Consider the following 18,901-nt stretch of genomic DNA (forward strand, 5'->3'; position numbering starts at 1 on the left):
AATTTAAAGAAATAATGCTTTTCCCTAAAAGTTCAATTGAATAGAATCAAGCGCGTTCTCTTTTTCCTCATTGCTGCCGCTCAATCCGATATGTTCAATTAGAATGCTTGGCTGTTCCAAAATCGCCGATAGAATGTGTAAGTAGTCGTTTGATAAAACCTCGATTCTGCTTTTCTTAAACAGTTTTTTCGAATATTCAAACAGTCCGTGAAAGTTGTCTTGGTCCGCCTGAATCGACAAGGTCAAATCGAATTTGGCAACCGGATGATGAAATGGATACGGCTTGAGTTGAAGAGAATCGAAAGTCAATTCAGCATGATCGAGATTTTGCAGCACAAACATCGTATCGAATAAAGGATTGCGGCTTGAATCTTTTGGAAGATGCAGATGCTGAATTAATTCTTCCAATGGATAGTCTTGATTTTTATAGGCGTTCAGCATGTTTTCTTTTACTTCGTTTAAGTAGGCATCAAATGTTTTACGGCCCGCCGGGTGATTGCGAATGACTAACGTATTGACGAACATTCCCACGACCGGCTCTACATCCAAATGAGTCCGCCCGGCAGATGGCGTTCCTACGATAATATCTTCTTGTCCGCTGTACTTGGATAAAAGAATCGTATAGGCCGCCAATAAAATCATATACAGTGTTGCTCCTGTGTCTTCTTCCATTTGGCTTAAACGCTGTTTCAAGTGTTCGGGTATAAGAAATTCAAATGATTCGCCTTCGTAATCGCGTATGGCAGGTCTCTCATAATCCGCAGGCATATCCAGTACAGGAATATCACTGTGAAACTGATCCAGCCAATACGCTTCCTGGCTCTTGATGTTCCGTTTCTGAATGTCCGATTGCTGCCAAACTGCAAAGTCTTTATATTGAATAGAGAGCGGGTCCGGTTCGTTCCCCTCGTAGATTCGGCTTAAATCTTTCATCAGAATATTGACGGACACGCCGTCAGAAATGATATGATGCATATCAACCACAAGCACGTGCCGTGCAGGTTCAATTTCAATCAGTCCGGCCCGCATCAGCGGCGGTTTGGCTAAGTCAAACGCTTTGATGAAATCAAGCACACGGTCTTCCGCTACTTCTTCGCTTGCTTGAATCCGTTCTATCGTAAAGTCGACGTTCTGATGAATACGCTGTGCCGGCTCGCCTTCATATAAATCAAAGCTGGTCCGCAACGCTTCATGACGCGCGATTAATTTTCGGAAAGCGGCGTTTAACCGTTCGGGATCGATCGTCCCTTCCACATTCATGGCACCCGTCATATTGTAAGTCAGCTCGCCGCCTTCTGTGTGACTTAACAAATACATACGCCTCTGAGCTGAAGAAACCGGATAATATGGCATTTCCTTTGCAGCCGGAATCGGTACATATCGGTTTTTGTCCATGTGTAACGCCTTGTCAGCCAATTGTTCAATGGTAGGAAACTTGAATATGTCTTTTAGAGACAGATTCACATCCAGCTCTTTGTGAATTCTGGCGGCTAAGGCAGCCGCTCGGATGGAGTTGCCTCCGAGATCAAAGAAATTATGTTTGATCCCCGCATGGCTTATTCCGAGCACTTCCTTCCATAAATCTGTCAGTTTGGACTCCGTCTCATTACCCGGCGGAACATATTCAGCTGTCAGCTGCAGACTCGCTTCTGGTGCTGGCAGTGCCTTACGGTTTATTTTCCCGTTGGACGTTAACGGCATATGCTCCAGTTGGACAAAATAGGTCGGAACCATGTAGTCCGGAAGCTCCGATGACAATTGTTTCCTAAGCTGCGCAGCCGCTATAGGCTTGTCGCTTACGTAATACGCGCATAATTGTTTTAAGCCGTCTTCTTCTTCTTTCACTGTAACCGCGGCTTTTTGCACCGCTTCCGCGTTATGCATTGCTGCTTCAATTTCACCAAGCTCGATTCGGTGTCCCCTGATTTTGACTTGTTCATCAATGCGCCCGATATATACAAGATTTCCATCCTTCAACCGCTTAGCCAAATCCCCTGATTTGTACATCTTCGCTCCCGGGACATACGGGTTTTCAACAAATTTCTCTGCCGTTAAATCCGGACGGTTCCAATACCCTCTGGCAACACCCGGTCCGCTGATATATATTTCGCCGATTACCCCGATCGGAACCAGATTTCTGCTTGCATCGGCCACATAAATATCCGTATTGGCAGCCGGAGTGCCGATCGGTACAAATTCCCGCTTGTCCCGTTCTGCGTCGAAGTGATAAATCATACATCCGACGACAGCTTCCGTCGGTCCGTATTCATTAAAAATGTCCAGCCGGCCTTTAAACTGCTCGCTGACACTTTTGGCCAGACGGGTGCTTAAATTTTCTCCGCCGACAATCATTTTCCGTATTGCGGTGCCGCCAGCGATATTCATCTCCTTGATGACGTGCAGATGTGCCGGGGTCAACTTGATCATGTCTATTCTTGAGTCCCGCATAATCTCAGAAAGCACAGCGCTTTTGTCTTCGCCGTCAAAGACAATGATGGTATTTCCCGTAACCAGCGGCGTAAATATCGAGGTCACAGTCAGATCGAAAGAGATGGAAGAGTATAATGGGAAGTTGGTTTTCTCACCTCTTACATAGACCTCTTTCGCCCACCAAATATAATCAGCCAGTCCCTGATGCTCAATGAGGACACCTTTTGGATTTCCCGTGGAACCTGACGTATAGATCATGTAGGCCAAATCATGCGCATCGCTGTCCGATTCAAGATTCGAGTGATCCTCATGGTATGAGTTTTCCTCATCCAAAAGCACAACGTCACCATCATACGGTAATTGATCCAGCAGGCTGCGCTGTGTCAACACAACCTCCGCCCTTGAATCTCTCAGCATATATTGGATCCGATCTTCCGGATATTCAGGATCAATAGGCACGTATGCGCCGCCTGATTTCAGAACAGCCAAAATACCAACAATCAACTCGATGCGATGCGGAGAGATGATGGCAACGAATTGATCCGCTTGTACGCCTTTTGTCCGTAACGTCCGCGCCAATCGGTTCGCCCGTTCATTGAGCTGTCTGTACGTATACCGCTCATTGCCAAAAATAACGGCTTCATGATCGGGACTCTGTTCCGCCTGCATTTCAAACCATCGGGTTACTGTTTCGTTATGCGGATACGGCGTCTTTGTGCCGTTACACTCCGTCAGCAGTTGATGCCGTTCGGTTTCAGACAGCATAGGAACGGAAGACAATGTCATCTCCGGCTGCTCAACAAGACTGTTTAAGATGCCGGTATAGTGTCTGGTGATCTGTTCAATGGTGTCTTTTGTGAATCGTCCCGGTTTATAATCAAAATGCATCTCTATCTGTTGACCGGCATCTTCGATCGTGAGCATCAAATCATACAAAGAGACCCCTGGATTTCGTTCTTTCACTTTAAATGTACATTCATTGTGCCGGATTTCATGAAATTCAATGTTTTGAAACACAAACATCGTGTTAAACAGAGACTTTCCGGTTGTTTCCCGCTGCACATTTAATTTCTCCACAAGCCGGTCAAATGGATAGTCTTGGTTTTCGAAAGCGTCAAGCGTCTGCCGCTTTACTTCTTCCAGATAATCCGTGAACGTTCTATTGGCGTGCGGCTTCGTCCGGATTCCGATGGTTTGTATGAAAATACCGATGATCTTTTCGATATCCGGATGATTTCTTCCTGAAGCAGGCGTGCCTACGACAATGTCTTCTTGTCCGGTATATTTATGAAGCAGCACATTATAGGCGGCCAGGAGCACTGTATAGAGAGTGGTTTCCGCCTTTTGCGCCAAATCTTGAAGCGAACGGATGACATCCGGCTGTAAGGAGCATGTCACACGCTGTCCCTCAGAAGACCGTTCTACCGCTTTTGAACCGTCTGTCGGCAGGTCAAGGATGGGAATTTCGTCTTGAAATTGTTCCAGCCAATATGTCTCCTGCCGCTTCATGGCATCCTCATTCAGCCGTTGGTTTTGCCATTCTGCGAAATCTTTATATTCAAATTCAATGTCCGGTAATGGTTTCTGATGATATAAAGCCAGCAATTCATTTGTAAGGATGTTGACGGAATAACCATCCGAAATGATATGATGCATATCGATGAGCAGTTCGGCCTGCTCGTTTTCAATCTTGATCAGCTCCGCACGAACTAACGGAGCTTGGTCCAGGCGGAACGGTTTTACAAACCGGTCTGAATAGGCATCAAATTCGTCCCGGCTCATTGTCCGGACATGAACGTTAAAATCAACTTCGTTTTCAAGTTTCTGAACGATATCGCCATCTATAATGTCGAAATACGTGCGAAACGCTTCGTGCCGCTGCATCACTTGTTGAAGAGATGAGATCAGGGCTTGCTCATCGTACTTCCCTGTTATTGATATTTGGCCGAACATATTTTGCGCCAGCTGATCCGGTTCCAGTTGGTGCAGGAAATATACTCTTTGCTGCGCCGGCGATGTCGGGTAATACGCTTTTTTCTCGGCAGCCTTCATCGGGAGGTGCACGACTTTTGTTTCGTTCTGAATGAAATGTGCTAATTCTTTAACAGTCTGGTGATTGAAAAATTGTCCGATGGAAACCTTTTGATGAAATGTCTTCTGAACTTTGGAAAGCATAAGCGTCGCCTGGAGCGAGTTTCCTCCCAGAGCCAGGAAGCGATCTGATCTGCCGACCCGTTCAAGGCCGAAAAGTTCCTCCCAAATCCGCGCCAGCTGCCGCTCCGTTTCATTTATCGGCGCCTCGTAGGCTTCAGTGAAATTTGCTGTATTGCTTCGTATTGAAGAGACCCGCTTCTGGTGTTCGGCATAAAGTGCTTGTAAATCATGCTGTTCTTCATCGGAAAACAGCATCATGGCGTCAAGAGGGATTGAATCTCCCTCAACCATTTTTTGCAGCAATTTTGTAAAACCCGCTCCCCACTTTTTCATGATTTCCGGACTGATGACGTTCGTATTAAAGTCGAAATCAAGAACATATTCTTGATGCGCGTCTGTTATGTTAAGAAATAAATCGTACAGGGTGCATTTTACCGGGTATGCAACGGGCTCCGCTTCCGCCTTTCCGAAATGCAGCTTTCGAAAAGGCCTGTCTAAATTAAAGATAATACGCATATCCGGCACTTGATCGTGCGGAAGCTCTCTGGCCACCAGTGTCATCGGGACGGCTTGGTGCCGCATTGCAAGATTCACGCTTTCTTTCATACTGCCAAGATAACCGGTTAAAGTGCTTTCTGAAGTAGACGTGTTCTTCACCGGAATCATATTGACGCAATTTCCAATCAGATCATGCTGTTTTATATGCGATTGACCTGCTGCGGGGATCCCGATCACAAGGCCTGACTGTTTGGTAAGCCGGTGCAGAAAAAGATGAAATGCACCCAGCATTGTCACAAATACGCTATTTTTCATCTGAATGCTTAATGACCTTAAAGCCTCGCTCAATGGCCGTCCAAGCCTGACGGTACACCGGTCTCCCTCATACCCGTTCGGATAACGGACAGAACCTGTGCTCGGCAGAATTGGCTGCTGAATCGGTTCAGAGAAATGACGCCGCCAATAACGGACCCCTTCTTCATAATGGCCGCTGTCAATCTGTGCCTGCTGCCAGTCTAAGTATTGGCGAAACGAAACATCTGCCTCTTTCGGTGAAATCGGTTTTCCTTGTACGATTGCCGCGTAGTTGCTCTCCAGTTCTTGAACAAAAACGGCGATTGACCATCCATCGGCAATGATATGATGGAACGTGAGCACAATCAGATGTTCATTGTGAGCCGCAGTAAGCACATGGATTCTAAACAAAGGCTTTTGTTCATGGAAATGAAACGGCCGCTTGGCATCTTCTGTCAGCCATTTTTGAATTTCCGACTCCCGATGTTCATGTCGGTGACCGCTAAAATCAATGACTGGTATTTCTATATTCATCCGTTCCTGCACTTGCTGTACCTCGTCATCGGGATGAATCACTGTACGTAAAGCTTCATGACGGTCAACGATATGCCGGACGGCTTGTTTTAATGGCGTATGCTGCAGTTCGCCCTCCACTTTCAGCATAATGGACTGGTTTAAAGCGGCGGACGCTTCATTCCCGTAATGGGATGCCATAACCAACTGCTTTTGTTCAGGTGAAAGCTCGCGCGTCCCGGACTTTTTACGGCCTCCGCCATCAGGGGAGTCCGGGCCTTCCGGAATAAATCCGCCTCGGCGAAGATCCTCCACCGTGTCTTTCACCGCTTGAATAATCTTTTCTATATCATCAGCGGTATGCGCCGCAGACAAGAAGCAGTTGCGTCCTTCCCACACATAGACACCTTTATAGTTGAGATGGTAAAAGAACAAGTCATTATCAAGCGATGAGACAAACCGGAATAAAGAACCGAATCGAACCATGCGGATAGGCACTTGCGCTTGTTCGAAGCAGCGATTCAGCTCATCGACCAAGTAGGCTGTTTTTTGATTAAGCTGCTCATACAGATGTTCTCCCTCGGTTTGTAAATGACGAAGCACGGCTAATGACATTCTCATGGTAAGCGGATGAGTATTGAAGGTTCCGGCCACAAACGTGCGTTTCGCCTCGTCTTGCGGGTAGGAATCGTCCCCATACTGCCAGGTACCCCCGTCGATCGTATTCATGAACTCAGCTTTTCCGGCAACTACCCCTAACGGCTGTCCGCCGCCGATGATTTTTCCGTAGGTCACTAAATCAGCCTGAATGCCGAACCATTCCTGTGCGCCGCCGAGACCGATCCGAAATCCGGTAATAATTTCATCCATAATCAGAGCTGTTCCGGATTGCTGCGTGATCGCCCGCAATTCTTTCAAAAATGCCCGCGGCTGCAAATCCGGTCTGCGGCTTTGTACCGGTTCCACCAGTACGGCTGCCAATTCATCACCAAGACTGCGGATCACGTCCAGAGAATCGGGATTGTTGTAATGTAAAATAATCAAATCATCCATAAAGCTCTGCAGTATACCAGGAGCCAGCGGATTCGCAGACGCAGCTCCGCCTTTTGTGCCGGCAACCCCTAATACGCCGTCAAACGTGCCGTGATAAGAGCCCGAGAACGCCACCACTTTCTTTCTTCCTGTTGCCGCCCGCGCCAAACGCAGGGCAACCATGACGGCCTCTGTTCCGGAATTATAGAAAGCGACCCTTTCTACCCCGGTACATGTGCGGATCCGGTCGGCAACTTCACCGGCGACATCTGACATCGGTCCGAGCGGAGGCAATGATGAACGGGCTGAATCATCGATAACCTGTGTAATAAAGGAAGGATGATGCCCGAAAAGGTTAACCCCGAATCCCATGGTGACATCGATATATTCATTTCCGTCAATATCCCACATTTTAGAACCGTCAGAACGTTCGGCGATAATCGGGTATACGATTTCCTTCCAATATGAACGGAAGCTGGACAAGTTGCGGTTGTTTGCATGAGCAAATCGGGTGTTGTCCGTATATTGTTTGGAACCTTTCGTTTTATCTGCGTATTTCTTGATGAAATCTTCTAAGTATTGTTTTTGCCGTGCGGTATAGTGTCCCTGTTCATGCAGGTTCTGAGACTGGAAAGGAACATAGGGTTTCGCTTCTTGAGCCGCTTTCTTTTCTGCAGTGACGGCCGGAGGCCCCTGTTGGACAGAAGGAATTGATCTCTCTTGCGCTTTAGCGTATTCTTTCTCATCGGAATGATGTCCGCTGTTTCTCAACAAATTAAAGCTATTTAATTGAGCTTGCAAGGTATCCTGAATTAATTGATTCTGAGAAGCGATTATTTTTTCGAGCATATGCTCTTGATGACCTTCTCTGCGATCCGATTCAGACTGTGCTTCTGAAATGACCTGCATTTCCTGCGCCGGAACATTCTCTTGAGGCGGAGCGGATGCAAAGGACGATGGAACGGTCTCAGCCAAGTAATCTATGACACTTTGAAGGTTGTTCATCGTATCAAAAAAACGATCCATCGGGATGTCTGCCCCAAATTCGTCCGCGATGGCTTTTTTGACCTGTGACAGCATGATAGAATCCATTCCGAGTCCGATAAAATGAGCATTCAGATCGAGTTCCTCCGCTCTGATCCCCGAAGCATTGCTGATTACAGTTTTCAGGAAGGATTCAATGTGCGACTTCGATTGATTGATATTCAATGCTGCTTCTCCTCTCTTTTCGTCCTCGTTTAAGCGCAATTGGTCAGCTTCAGCCCAGCATCGGCTCCGTTCAAACGGATACACGGGCAATGGCGTCTTTTGTACAGTTTCACCTGAATAAAGCGCGCGCCAATCGATAACGGCTCCTTGCACAAATAATTCGGCGGCGCGATGCAGCCATGTGATCCGTTCATCTTGCGTACGTAAACGCTGCTTAATCAGTGCGGCTGCTTGTTTATTCAGCTCTTCTTTATGAGCGGGCAGCATTTCCTTCATATTCTTGTAGCCGATGTATACACCGGGAAGGTTTCTGTCTCCCTGAATCAGGCGGGTCAGCTTATCCGATAGTTCTTGTTTACCGGATACAATCATGGCAATGCCATGATCCAAATGAGCCCTGCCCGTACTGGCTGTATAGCAAATGGACTTTAATGAAGCTTGGCTGTCATCCGATACATATTGCCGGTACTGCTGTGCGAGTTCATAGAGTGATTTTTCAGTATGAGCGGATAAAACAAATAGGTGCGGCCCATGTTCATCCTCGGGCGCATACTCACTTTGAGAAATATATTCTTCCAATACCACATGAGCGTTCGTTCCGCTAAAGCCAAATGAGCTGACTCCGCCTCGCAGCGGCTCATCACCGGATGGGAACGCTGCAGCTTCCTGGTTTACGTAAAATGGTGAAGAGTGAAAATGAATGAGCGGATTAGGTTCATTAAAGTGCACTAACGGCGGATTTTTCTTGTGATTCAGCATGAGGACAGATTTGATCAGCCCGACGATGCCTGCCGCTTCAAACAAATGACCGATGTTCGATTTAACAGAACCAATCGCACAAAATTGTTTTTTTGCCGTATACTTTTCAAACGCTTTACAAAGCCCGTTAAATTCAACCGGATCGCCGAGCTTCGTTCCGGTGCCATGCGCTTCGATGAAAGACAGTGTTTCAGGGGCAATGCCCGCGTCTTTCCAGGCCGTCTCAATGACCTCAGTCTGAGCTGCCGGATTCGGTGCTGTAATCCCGGCGGTTGTTCCGTCTTGATTCAACGCGCTTCCCTTGATTACGCCGTAAATATGGTCTCCGTCGCGAACAGCATCCTGCAGAGGTTTCAGCAGGACTGCGGCCGCGCCTTCACCTGTGCCAGTACCGTCTGAATCTTTGCTGAACGTTTTCGTGTACCCGTCCGAAGATTCCATATCAAGTCCGATACAGATCGGCAAGAGCGATGTCCGGATACCGCCGGCAAGAGCCATTTCACAATCGCCGGATATTAAAGATTTACATGCCATATGAACGGCGGCAAGCGATGAGGAGCACGCCGTATCGACTGTGACCGCCGGCCCTTTTAAATTTAAGAAATAAGCGATTCGGCTGGCTAACACGGAAGGGAGATTGCCCACGATATATTGATGAAGCTCCTCCGGATAATTCGCAGAAAGGAGACGTTCATAATCGTAGCCCACCTTCGAGTACCCTGCATATACCCCGACACGGCTCCCGTTCATGCTGCCGCCGGCATAGCCCGCATCTTCAATCGCATGCCATGCAGACTGCAAAAACAGTCTTTGGTTAGGGTCCATAAACTGAGCCGTTTTAGGAGCTAAACCGAAGAACGAGAAATCAAAGCGGTCGATTTCATCTAAATAGCCGCCCTTCACAAACTGATTCTCATTGATTTCGCTTTGGATGGACTTTAAATAATCCGCCGCATCTTTCAGCCGGGATGCAGGGTATTCTCGAATGCTGTGCTCACCTTTTTCAAGCAGATTCCAAAAATCATTTTTAGTTGATGCTCCAGGGACATTGAGCGACATCCCGATAATGGCGATATCTTTCGGTGTCACATGGCTTGGTTTCGCTGCCACGTCCTGCTTGATTTCAGCCCGGCTTTCAGACAGATACGCCGCTAAATCAGTGATAGAAGGATACGTAAAGAGATCTGAAACGGCAAGCTCGCGTCCGAATTTCTGTTCTATGCGCTCGGCAATCTGCGATAACTGTAATGAATTTGCTCCCATATCAAAATAACTGTCAGCGAGGTGAACCTTTTTCCCATTGAGTACATCGGAAAAGATAGACAGTAATTCCGTTTCAATTTCATGAATGGGAGTCTGTCCGGACGTTTCCGGGCTGCTCTCCAAATATTCATTGATGGCGGCAGACTCTGTTGAAAAATTCCCTGCCTCATACTGTCTGGCAAGTTCGTAGCGTTTAACCTTTCCGCTGGTTGTTTTAGGGAGTTTTCGGATCGGAAGGACATCTTTTATGCTCCAGCCGCCCCGCTTGAGCAAATGCTTTTTTATCTCTTTGACAAGCGGTGCGAATTTTTCAGGTGATTTTTTGTAAACAACAAAGAGCACGATTTCTCCGCTTTGTGTCTTTTGATCATATACACCGCAGGCGGCAACCCTTCCTAAGTCAACCTCTTCCATTTCAATCGCGACCCGTTCAATATCGTGCGGGTAGATATTTTTTCCGTTCACGAAAATAATGTCCTTTTCTCTTCCCGTTACGACTAAGTTACCACTTTCACTAATGAATCCGAGGTCTCCCGTTTTTACCCAGCCGTCAGAAGTCAGCGCTTTTTCCGTACTCTCGGGGTTGTTATAATACCCTTGAGTCACATTGTCTCCTTTGATCTGGATATGGCCGATGATTCCGTCTTCTACTCTTTCATTTGCTTCATCGGAGATCCGAAGCTGACAATAGTCAATAGGTCGTCCCACTTCGACGAATGAAGCGCAATTTTGATCCTCTTTGCTGACGTTTACAGCTCTTTCACCGAGATTTAAATGATCGCGATGCAAATAAACGGGAACGAATTCTTTACCTAATTTAGAGAATGCTGCGCCGACCGAAGCTTCCGCTAAACCGTAAACATTCAAAATGGCGGATCTTTTCAGATTGAATGCTGCGCATCTTTTCAAAAATTCGTCACATAGCTCCGGCAATATCGGTTCTGCACCGTTTGCGATGACCTTGATGTGGGATAAATCCCAGTCTGGTTCGTTTTTCAGAAATTTAAGGAAGTAGTTGTATCCGAAATTAGGAGAGGATAGAATACTGGCTTTATGTTCATGAGCTTTTTTCATCCAAAGGATAGGTCTGCGAATAAATAATTCTGTAGGCATCAGATTTTGATTGATTCCGGTTATGAAGGGAACAAGGTGGCAGGCGATGAGCCCCATATCATGCGTTAAAGGCATCCATGATAAGAAAGAGTCTTTCGAATGAACGGCTAGGGCATTCCCAATGGCGCACGTGTTATGTATTAAGTTGTGATGCGTTAACATGACTCCTTTTGGATCTCCTGTCGATCCTGAAGAAAATTGGATAAAGGCGAGTTCATCCGCATCAGGTTCATAAAACGAAGCGGGGTAATCGTAGGTTTGATCTTGAATGATGTCAGATTTTTCGTTTAATTGATGATGGAAATCCTGTAAATCGTGTTCTGCAGCGTATTTCTTTATTTTGTCCAATACTTTTTCAGAGGCAATCAGAAACGGGTGATTTAATATGTTCCAAATGCGCCAGACCTTCAGCTTATGGTCATCATCTTCTCCGATACTGACCGGCACCGGGATCATTCCTCCTAATATACAAGCCCAAAAAGCAACGACAAATGATTTGTTTTCTTGGATTTGAAATACAATTTCCTGCTTCGGCTGAATGCCGATATGCTGTAAATAGCCAAGATATCCTTGCGCCTCTTCAAACAATTGGCGATAAGAGACAACCGTCTCGTTTTTATCGGATTCGATAAAACGGATCCCGCGGTCAGAGATATTGCTTCTTTCCCGAATGACATCTACTAAGGTTTGGAATTGACTGGTATACATAGGTCCCCTCCTGGGCGCTTTATTTTAAAATCCGCAATTCTTCCCAATCCGGAAGCTGTTTAGCCTCGCAAATTAATTTGCATAAATGGATCGAATGTTCGAGCTCTTGTTCTGAGAGCTCATTTTCATGTCTTTCCATTCTCTCTTTCAGCTCTTGGATTTGCGTAAATAATGCCGTCGTCATATTGGAATAAGCCGCTGAATCCTTGTTGTAATTTCGCGCAATGACGGATTGAATCATCAATTTATTCAGTTGTTTTTTGCGTAAACGGACAATATGTTTCTTTCTTTCTGCTGAATTGGAAAGCAAGTGAACATCAGATGTCTGTCCTAAGGGATAAGGTACAATGTGATTCGTTGTTTTTCTCAGCAGACCGGCTAAGACATTGTTCGGACCCATTTCGATGACTTCCGTCACTCCGTGTAAAAGCAAGTAATGCATCGATTCCGTCCATCTTACCGGCATCGTCATGTGCTGCTCGAGATGTTCGCTGATCGAATTTCCGCTGCTGTAAGGGCGTGCAGTGACATTTGAAATGATCGGCCATGCGGCATCCCGGAAGGAATACCGGTGTAATACAGTCTGGAATTGTTCAGATGCTGATCGTATCAGCGAACTGTGAAAAGGCGCACTGACATTCAAATAAGTGTATGCAGCTCCCTTTTCCTCCGCCATCTTGATGACACGTTCCACAGCTTGCCGGTGTCCGGAAATCACATGCTGCTGTTCTGAATTCATGCAGGCTACTCCTGCCGGAAAGTCTTCCGTCGACACTTTCGAACATATTTCCTGCAACGTTTGAAGAGAGAGGTGAGTCACGGCGGCCATCGTCCCCTGCTGCTGAGGATCCGCATTCTGCATAAGAATTCCCCGCTGCCTTACAAGTGTAACGGCATCCTGAAAAGAAAGGGCGCCGGCACAGACAAGCGCTGAATATTCGCCTAAGCTATGGCCTGCCAGGAAGCGGGGCTTCACCCCTATTTCCTGCATATACACTTGAAAAGCAATAACACTGACCGTTAAAATAGCGGGCTGCGCGTTCATTGTCTTTGTCAATTCATTCATATCTCCGTTAAAACACAGTTTTTTTACATCCAAGGAGATCGCATCGCTCGCTTCTTCAAACAATCTCTTTGCGAGCACAAAATCATTCCAAAATTGTTTGCCCATTCCTACAAATTGAGACCCTTGTCCAGGAAATAAAAAGGCAAGATTGTTCATGAGATTCCTCCGATCATATTGAACAGAAATACAATATCCTACAAATTATCCCTTTATCTAACATCCTAGCATGATTATAACAAATGTGTATAGAATACTTTCGGAGGAGTTATTGTTCGATTTTACAAACGAATTAGATATATTTATTCATAAAATAAAACATGGGGTTTCACCGAAAATCAGTCTTAAAGAGAGATGATGAAAAGCCGGAGTGGAGCCTGTTACCGGCTCTTCATCACTTAGGTCGCGCTCTTCATGTTTCATATGTTTTAGGGCTATTGGCATTATTGTGTCAGAAATTACATATTTTATGTTTATTGTAAAAATTCATTTGTATATCTGTGAAGGATTGTAAACTGATGGCGCTTGATTATAAATGCGGCGCAGAAATGGATCTGGATGAGAAAAATCTGCAAGGACAAAATACGCCGCAGAACATGTGAATGACCCAGCCCGGATACCGGTTGGGCAGTAAATCGGCCTATTGAGTGAACAAGTTTTTCAGGCATAAAAAAACAGCCGTTCAGAGCGGCTGTTTTTAAAAAAATATAAGAACTATTGAGCGGTATACCCGCCATCCATGACTACGGCCTGACCTGTAACCCCTTTTGCTTTGTCGCTGGCCAAAAATACAGCGTAATCAGCGATTTCCTTCACTGACAGCAGCCGTTTTTGGGGAACGAGCGGAAAGATGACGTCCTCAAGCACCCGCTCGTACGGTACATTCCTTGTTGCGGAAATGTCCTTTAACTGATTGCGGACAAGCTGAGTGTCCACATATCCCGGACAAAGCGCATTGACGGTAATGCCGTCAGCCGCGCCTTCAAGTGCGCCGACTTTCGTTAAACCGATGACGCCGTGCTTGGCGCTGTTATATGCCGCTTTCCCGTGAAAACCGATCAGCCCGTTGACAGACGCCATATTAATGATTCGCCCGAATTGCTGTTTTTTCATAATGGGGAATGTATGCTTCATTGCGATAAATGGCGCAGTCAGCATGACACGAATGAGCCGTTCAAACTGTTCGGTGGGAAATTCCTCGATGGGCGCGACATGCTGAATGCCCGCATTATTCACAAGGATATCGAGGCGTCCGAATTGTTTCTCGACCGTCTGCAGCATGTCGGCCACTTGCTTTTCATTTGTTACATCGCATGTGATGCTGACTGCTTCACAGCCTTCTTCTTTCAGTCTTGCCGCCGCTTCTTTCCCCGCTTGTTCGTTTACATCAGAGATGATGACGGCTGCTCCTTCACGGGCGAATTCTCTTGCGATTTCAAGCCCGATTCCTCCGGCTGCTCCTGTTACAACGGCTGTTTTTTCAATAAGCAATGAATGCATGACGGCACCTCCTCATTTTGGTCTGACCCCGTTTTTTAACGACTGGCTGACAGTAAAATGACCTTCTGTTTTCTCAAAGACCTCCTCCATTGTTACACCTTCCTGCAGTTCGGTGAGCGTCATACGGCCATCATGAAAATCGAATACAGCCAAATCTGTGATCAGCCGATCGACCACCTGCCTGCCGGTTAAAGGCAGCGTACATTCCGTTCTCACTTTAGATTCCCCATATTTATTAACATGCTCCATAATGACAATAATCCGTTTTGCTCCGTGGACCAGGTCCATGGCGCCACCCATTCCTTTGATCATTTTTCCGGGGATCATCCAGTTCGCCAAATCTCCCCGTTCGGACACTTCCATCCCGCCGAGGATCGCTACATCAATGTGGCCGCCGCGAATCATGGCGAAGGATTCGGCACTGTCAAAATACGAGGCTCCCTTTACCTCGGTAATGGTTTCTTTTCCCGCATTGATCAGATCGGGATCCTCCGTTCCTTCCGCCGGATAAGGCCCGATTCCGAGCAAGCCGTTTTCAGACTGAAGCAGGACGTTATAATCATTCGGTATCTCATTGGCTACAAGCGTCGGCATCCCTATCCCCAAGTTCACATTCATTCCGTCCTTAATTTCCTTTACAGCCCGTTTGATCATTCGTTTTCTGCTATCTCTCATTCTGTCAGCCTCCTTTATCATGCTTGCCGGACGGTGCGGCGTTCAATCCGTTTTTCATGAATCCCGCCAAGCAGAACGTGCTGCACAAAAATACCCGGCGTATGAATTTGATCGGGATCAAGCTCTCCGGCATCGACGATTTCTTCAGCTTCTGCAATCGTCACTTTGCCTGCCATTGCAGCGAGCGGATTGAAATTTCTCGCCGTCTTTCTGAACATCAGGTTGCCCAGAGGATCGGCTTTCCAGGCCTTTACGATGGCGGCGTTCCCTGTAATCCCTTTCTCCAGAAGATAGGTGCGCCCGTCAAATGTCTTATGTTCTTTTCCCTCGGCTACTGATGTTCCGACGCCCGCAGGTGTATAAAACGCCGGAATGCCCGCCCCTCCCGCGCGAATTCTTTCTGCGAGCGTTCCTTGGGGCACCAATTCGACTTCCAGCTCCCCGCTTAAAAACTGCCGTTCAAAGGTTTTGTTTTCTCCGACATAGGATGCGACCATTTTTTTGATCTGCCGGTTTGCAAGCAAGAGGCCTAACCCCCAATCATCAACACCGCAGTTATTACTGACAACGGTCAAGTTTTTCACGCCGCTGTCCCTGATCGCGAGTATTAATTGTTCCGGAATGCCGCACAGGCCGAAGCCTCCTGCGATGAGGGTGTCTCCGTCCTTGATCAGTGCAGCAGCATCTTTATAAGAGTCCATCACTTTTCCTTTTCCCATATTCGTTTCCCCTTTCTGTTTTGGCTACACAAGGCCCGTCAGACTGTAAATGGCGATAATGACAAACACAGCGGCTGTTTTAATGACGGTAATGGCAAAGATATCCTTGTAGGATTGGCGGTGGGTCAACCCGGTGACCGCGAGCAGTGTAATGACGGCGCCATTATGCGGAAGAGTGTCCATCCCGCCGGAGGCCATCGAAATCACCCGGTGCATGACCTCCGGCGGGATGTGGAATGTATTGATTGCTTCTGTATATGCTGCTGACATCGTGCTTAAAGCGATGCCCATTCCTCCTGATGCCGATCCTGTAATTCCGGCAAGCGCAGTGGTCGTCACCGCTCCGTTGACGAGCGGATCAGTAAACGTCTGCGATATGCCGCTGCTGACCATTTTAAAGCCGGGAAGCGCCGCAATGATGCCGCCAAATCCGTATTCGGCTCCTGTATTCATCGACGCGAGCAAGGCACCCCCGATGCCCTCATTCAGTCCTTCTTTCAAATTGAAGAGCACTTTTTTCCAATCGAACAAAATCGTTGTCATGATTCCGATGAGCAGTGCGAGTTCTACTGACCAGATCGCAGTGACGGAGGAAAGGTCAATCTTCCCGAACGCTTCTAAACCGAGCTGCGCAAAATCAAATCCGTCAGGGTACCAATGCGGGAGCCATATCGTGAAGCATTTGTTCATGACCCCCACAAGGATAAGCGGAACAAAGGCGAGCACTTGCCGCGCGGGGCTGGGTTCTGCCTCCTGCGGTAAAACAGGCGTATGTTTTTCATTAGCCAGACCTGAGGATTCCTCTGCAGCGGAAACTTCAGATTGAAATCCAGCATAGCCTTCTCCGGCATTGGCCGCTTTTTTGCGCCGGGATTCTAAATAAATCATTCCGGCCGTAAGCACAAATGCTGCGCCAATCAGTCCGAGCCAGGGAGCGGCATAAATGTTTGTTTTAAAAAAAGCTGTCGGAATGACATTTTGAATTTGCGGTGTGCCGGGAAGCGCATCCATTGTAAAAGTAAACGCGCCCAATGCAATCGTACCGGGTATCAGACGCTTGGGAATATCAGCTTTAATAAATAGTTTTTTAGCAAACGGATAAATGGCAAACACCGCTACGAAGAGACTGACGCCGCTGTACGTTAAAATCGCACCCATTAAGACGATGGCGAGAATGGCTCTTTTTGCTCCCACAAGCCTGACGATTGTTTTTGCAATCGACTCGGCGAGCCCGGATATTTCAACAACCTTGCCAAAAACGGCCCCTAAAAGAAATACGGGAAAATACAGCTTAATAAATCCTACCATCTTCTCCATAAATATATTCGAGAAGAAAGGAAGTACGAAGCTTGGATCTGTAAGAAGCACGGCAAACAGCGCACAAATCGGAGCGAATAAAATGACTGAAAAGCCCCGGTAAGCCGCGAACATCAGCATGCCTAATGCCAATAAAATAATAACAATGTCCACAAATCCCCCTCTTTTCTGCTCAATATTAGTAAGCGCTTACAAAAATCAAGAAAATAAAGCAAAAAACATGCCGATTTTGCACCGTTTCTGAGGCTGAAAAAATGTGCATCATGGTGAATTTTCCGTTTTGGCGAAAGAAAATGAGATTCTTGCTGTATGATATTGAATGGCTGAGCAGCGAGTTTTTTTAGGGATAGTGAGATGGATCAGAGAGGATTTTTGCTTTATAAATATGTATTCTTTTTTCTTTCATTTATTTCCTGCAAGAGGAACCGATAAAATCCGGCCCTCCTGCATGGTCATTCAGCCAAGGACAACCGGAAGCTCTTTGAGCGACCTAAAACCAATGAGCTTGCGGTATTCAAGGCGGTGTGCGGCCAGCCGAAGCTTAGGCATCCGCTCAAACAGTGTGAGAATTGCAATTTGTGCTTCGATGCGCGCTAATAAGGAGCCTATGCAAAAATGGGCGTTCTTTCCGAATGCAAGATGCGGATTCGGTTTTCTTTGGATGTCCATTTTATGAGGCTGATCGAATATGCTTGGATCGCGATTGGCTGCCCCTAAAAGGATATATACCTGCTCTCCTTTTTTTATGATCTTCCCATTTATTTCACAGTCTTCTGAAGCGGTGCGTGCCGTCAGCTGCGCGGGGCTGTCGTAGCGCAGACATTCCTCGACAGCAGTTTCAATAAGCGAGGGGTTTTCTCTCAGTGCGCTAAGCTGTTCAGGGTGTTTCAATAAAGTAAACACACCGTTGCTCATGAGGTTTACCGTCGTCTCGTGTCCGGCTATGACAAGTAAGATACATGTCGCGAGCACTTCGTCTTTTGAAAGCTGTTCCCTCATAATAAACCTGCTGATTAAGTCTTCCTGAGGATGTGCTTTCCGCTCGTGAATCAAATCTCTGAAATATGCAGTCAGCCTGCCTGCGGTGTCGCTTGCTCTGACTAACATCTTTCTTGACCGGGTAAGATCAATGGCCTGAATGACGTCTGCCGTCCATTGTCTGAATTGATATCTCTCCTCTTTCGGCACTCCGAGTATCTCCGCAATGATGAGGCTTGCCAATGGAAAGGCAAACTCTGAAACAAGGTCTGCGTTTTTTTTGTTTTGGATTTGATCCAACAAGTCATGAACCGTTTCTTTTATACAGGGGCGAAGTGATTCCGCCGTCTTTGCGGTAAATTCTTTACCTATAAGCATCCGCATCCGCTTATGGTCTGATTGATTTTTAAATAACAGCATATCGTGCTGGATATGCGATAGATTTTGATATTTCGTTGAAGCTTCCGGAAAAGGGACGCGGTTTTTAAACCGGGTGTCTTTCAAAATCGCTGCCGCTTCTTTATACCCGGTGACATACCAGCCCGGATGTTTTAATACGGTTCCTTTATAAACAGGATCAATGGCACGCAGTTTTTCATAAAACGGGTAAGGGTCATTCCAAAAATCCGAATCCGCATGGAGGGACGGATGTGCAGTCGATAGGCCCGCCGTCATC

General features: G+C 46.7%; 7 protein-coding genes. All 7 read right to left on the minus strand.

Annotation, left to right across the window (positions count from 1 at the left end; translation table 11 throughout):
* Positions 1-24 precede the first annotated feature (24 nt).
* Positions 25-11,973: a bacillomycin D hybrid PKS/NRPS BamA gene (gene bamA / locus L3V45_RS09015; protein WP_236837360.1), complete on the minus strand. Its 11,949-nt coding sequence runs from the start codon at positions 11,971-11,973 to the stop codon at positions 25-27.
* 19 nt (positions 11,974-11,992) lie between these two features.
* Positions 11,993-13,195, minus strand: coding sequence for a bacillomycin D biosynthesis malonyl-CoA transacylase BamD (gene bamD / locus L3V45_RS09020; protein ID WP_014305096.1), 1,203 nt, complete (start codon positions 13,193-13,195; stop codon positions 11,993-11,995).
* A 555-nt stretch (positions 13,196-13,750) separates the two neighbouring features.
* Positions 13,751-14,536 (minus strand): 3-hydroxybutyrate dehydrogenase, encoded by a 786-nt coding sequence (locus L3V45_RS09025; protein ID WP_014305097.1) that lies wholly within the window; start codon positions 14,534-14,536, stop codon positions 13,751-13,753.
* Between the two features lie 12 nt (positions 14,537-14,548).
* Complete coding sequence (locus L3V45_RS09030; RefSeq protein ID WP_007410136.1) at positions 14,549-15,211, minus strand: CoA transferase subunit B; 663 nt, start codon at positions 15,209-15,211, stop codon at positions 14,549-14,551.
* A 17-nt stretch (positions 15,212-15,228) separates the two neighbouring features.
* A complete protein-coding gene (locus tag L3V45_RS09035) occupies positions 15,229-15,930 on the minus strand; it encodes a CoA transferase subunit A (RefSeq protein WP_003153920.1) in 702 nt (233 codons plus the stop codon).
* Between the two features lie 24 nt (positions 15,931-15,954).
* Complete coding sequence (locus tag L3V45_RS09040) at positions 15,955-17,400, minus strand: GntP family permease (RefSeq protein WP_101311965.1); 1,446 nt, start codon at positions 17,398-17,400, stop codon at positions 15,955-15,957.
* A 303-nt stretch (positions 17,401-17,703) separates the two neighbouring features.
* Positions 17,704-18,900 carry a cytochrome P450 gene (locus L3V45_RS09045; protein ID WP_088037167.1) on the minus strand — a complete coding sequence of 399 codons (1,197 nt, stop codon included), beginning with the start codon at positions 18,898-18,900 and terminating at the stop codon, positions 17,704-17,706.
* Position 18,901: the final 1 nt, after the last annotated feature.

Source organism: Bacillus sp. R45 (genome assembly GCF_021729365.1).
Classification (GTDB): domain Bacteria; phylum Bacillota; class Bacilli; order Bacillales; family Bacillaceae; genus Bacillus; species Bacillus velezensis.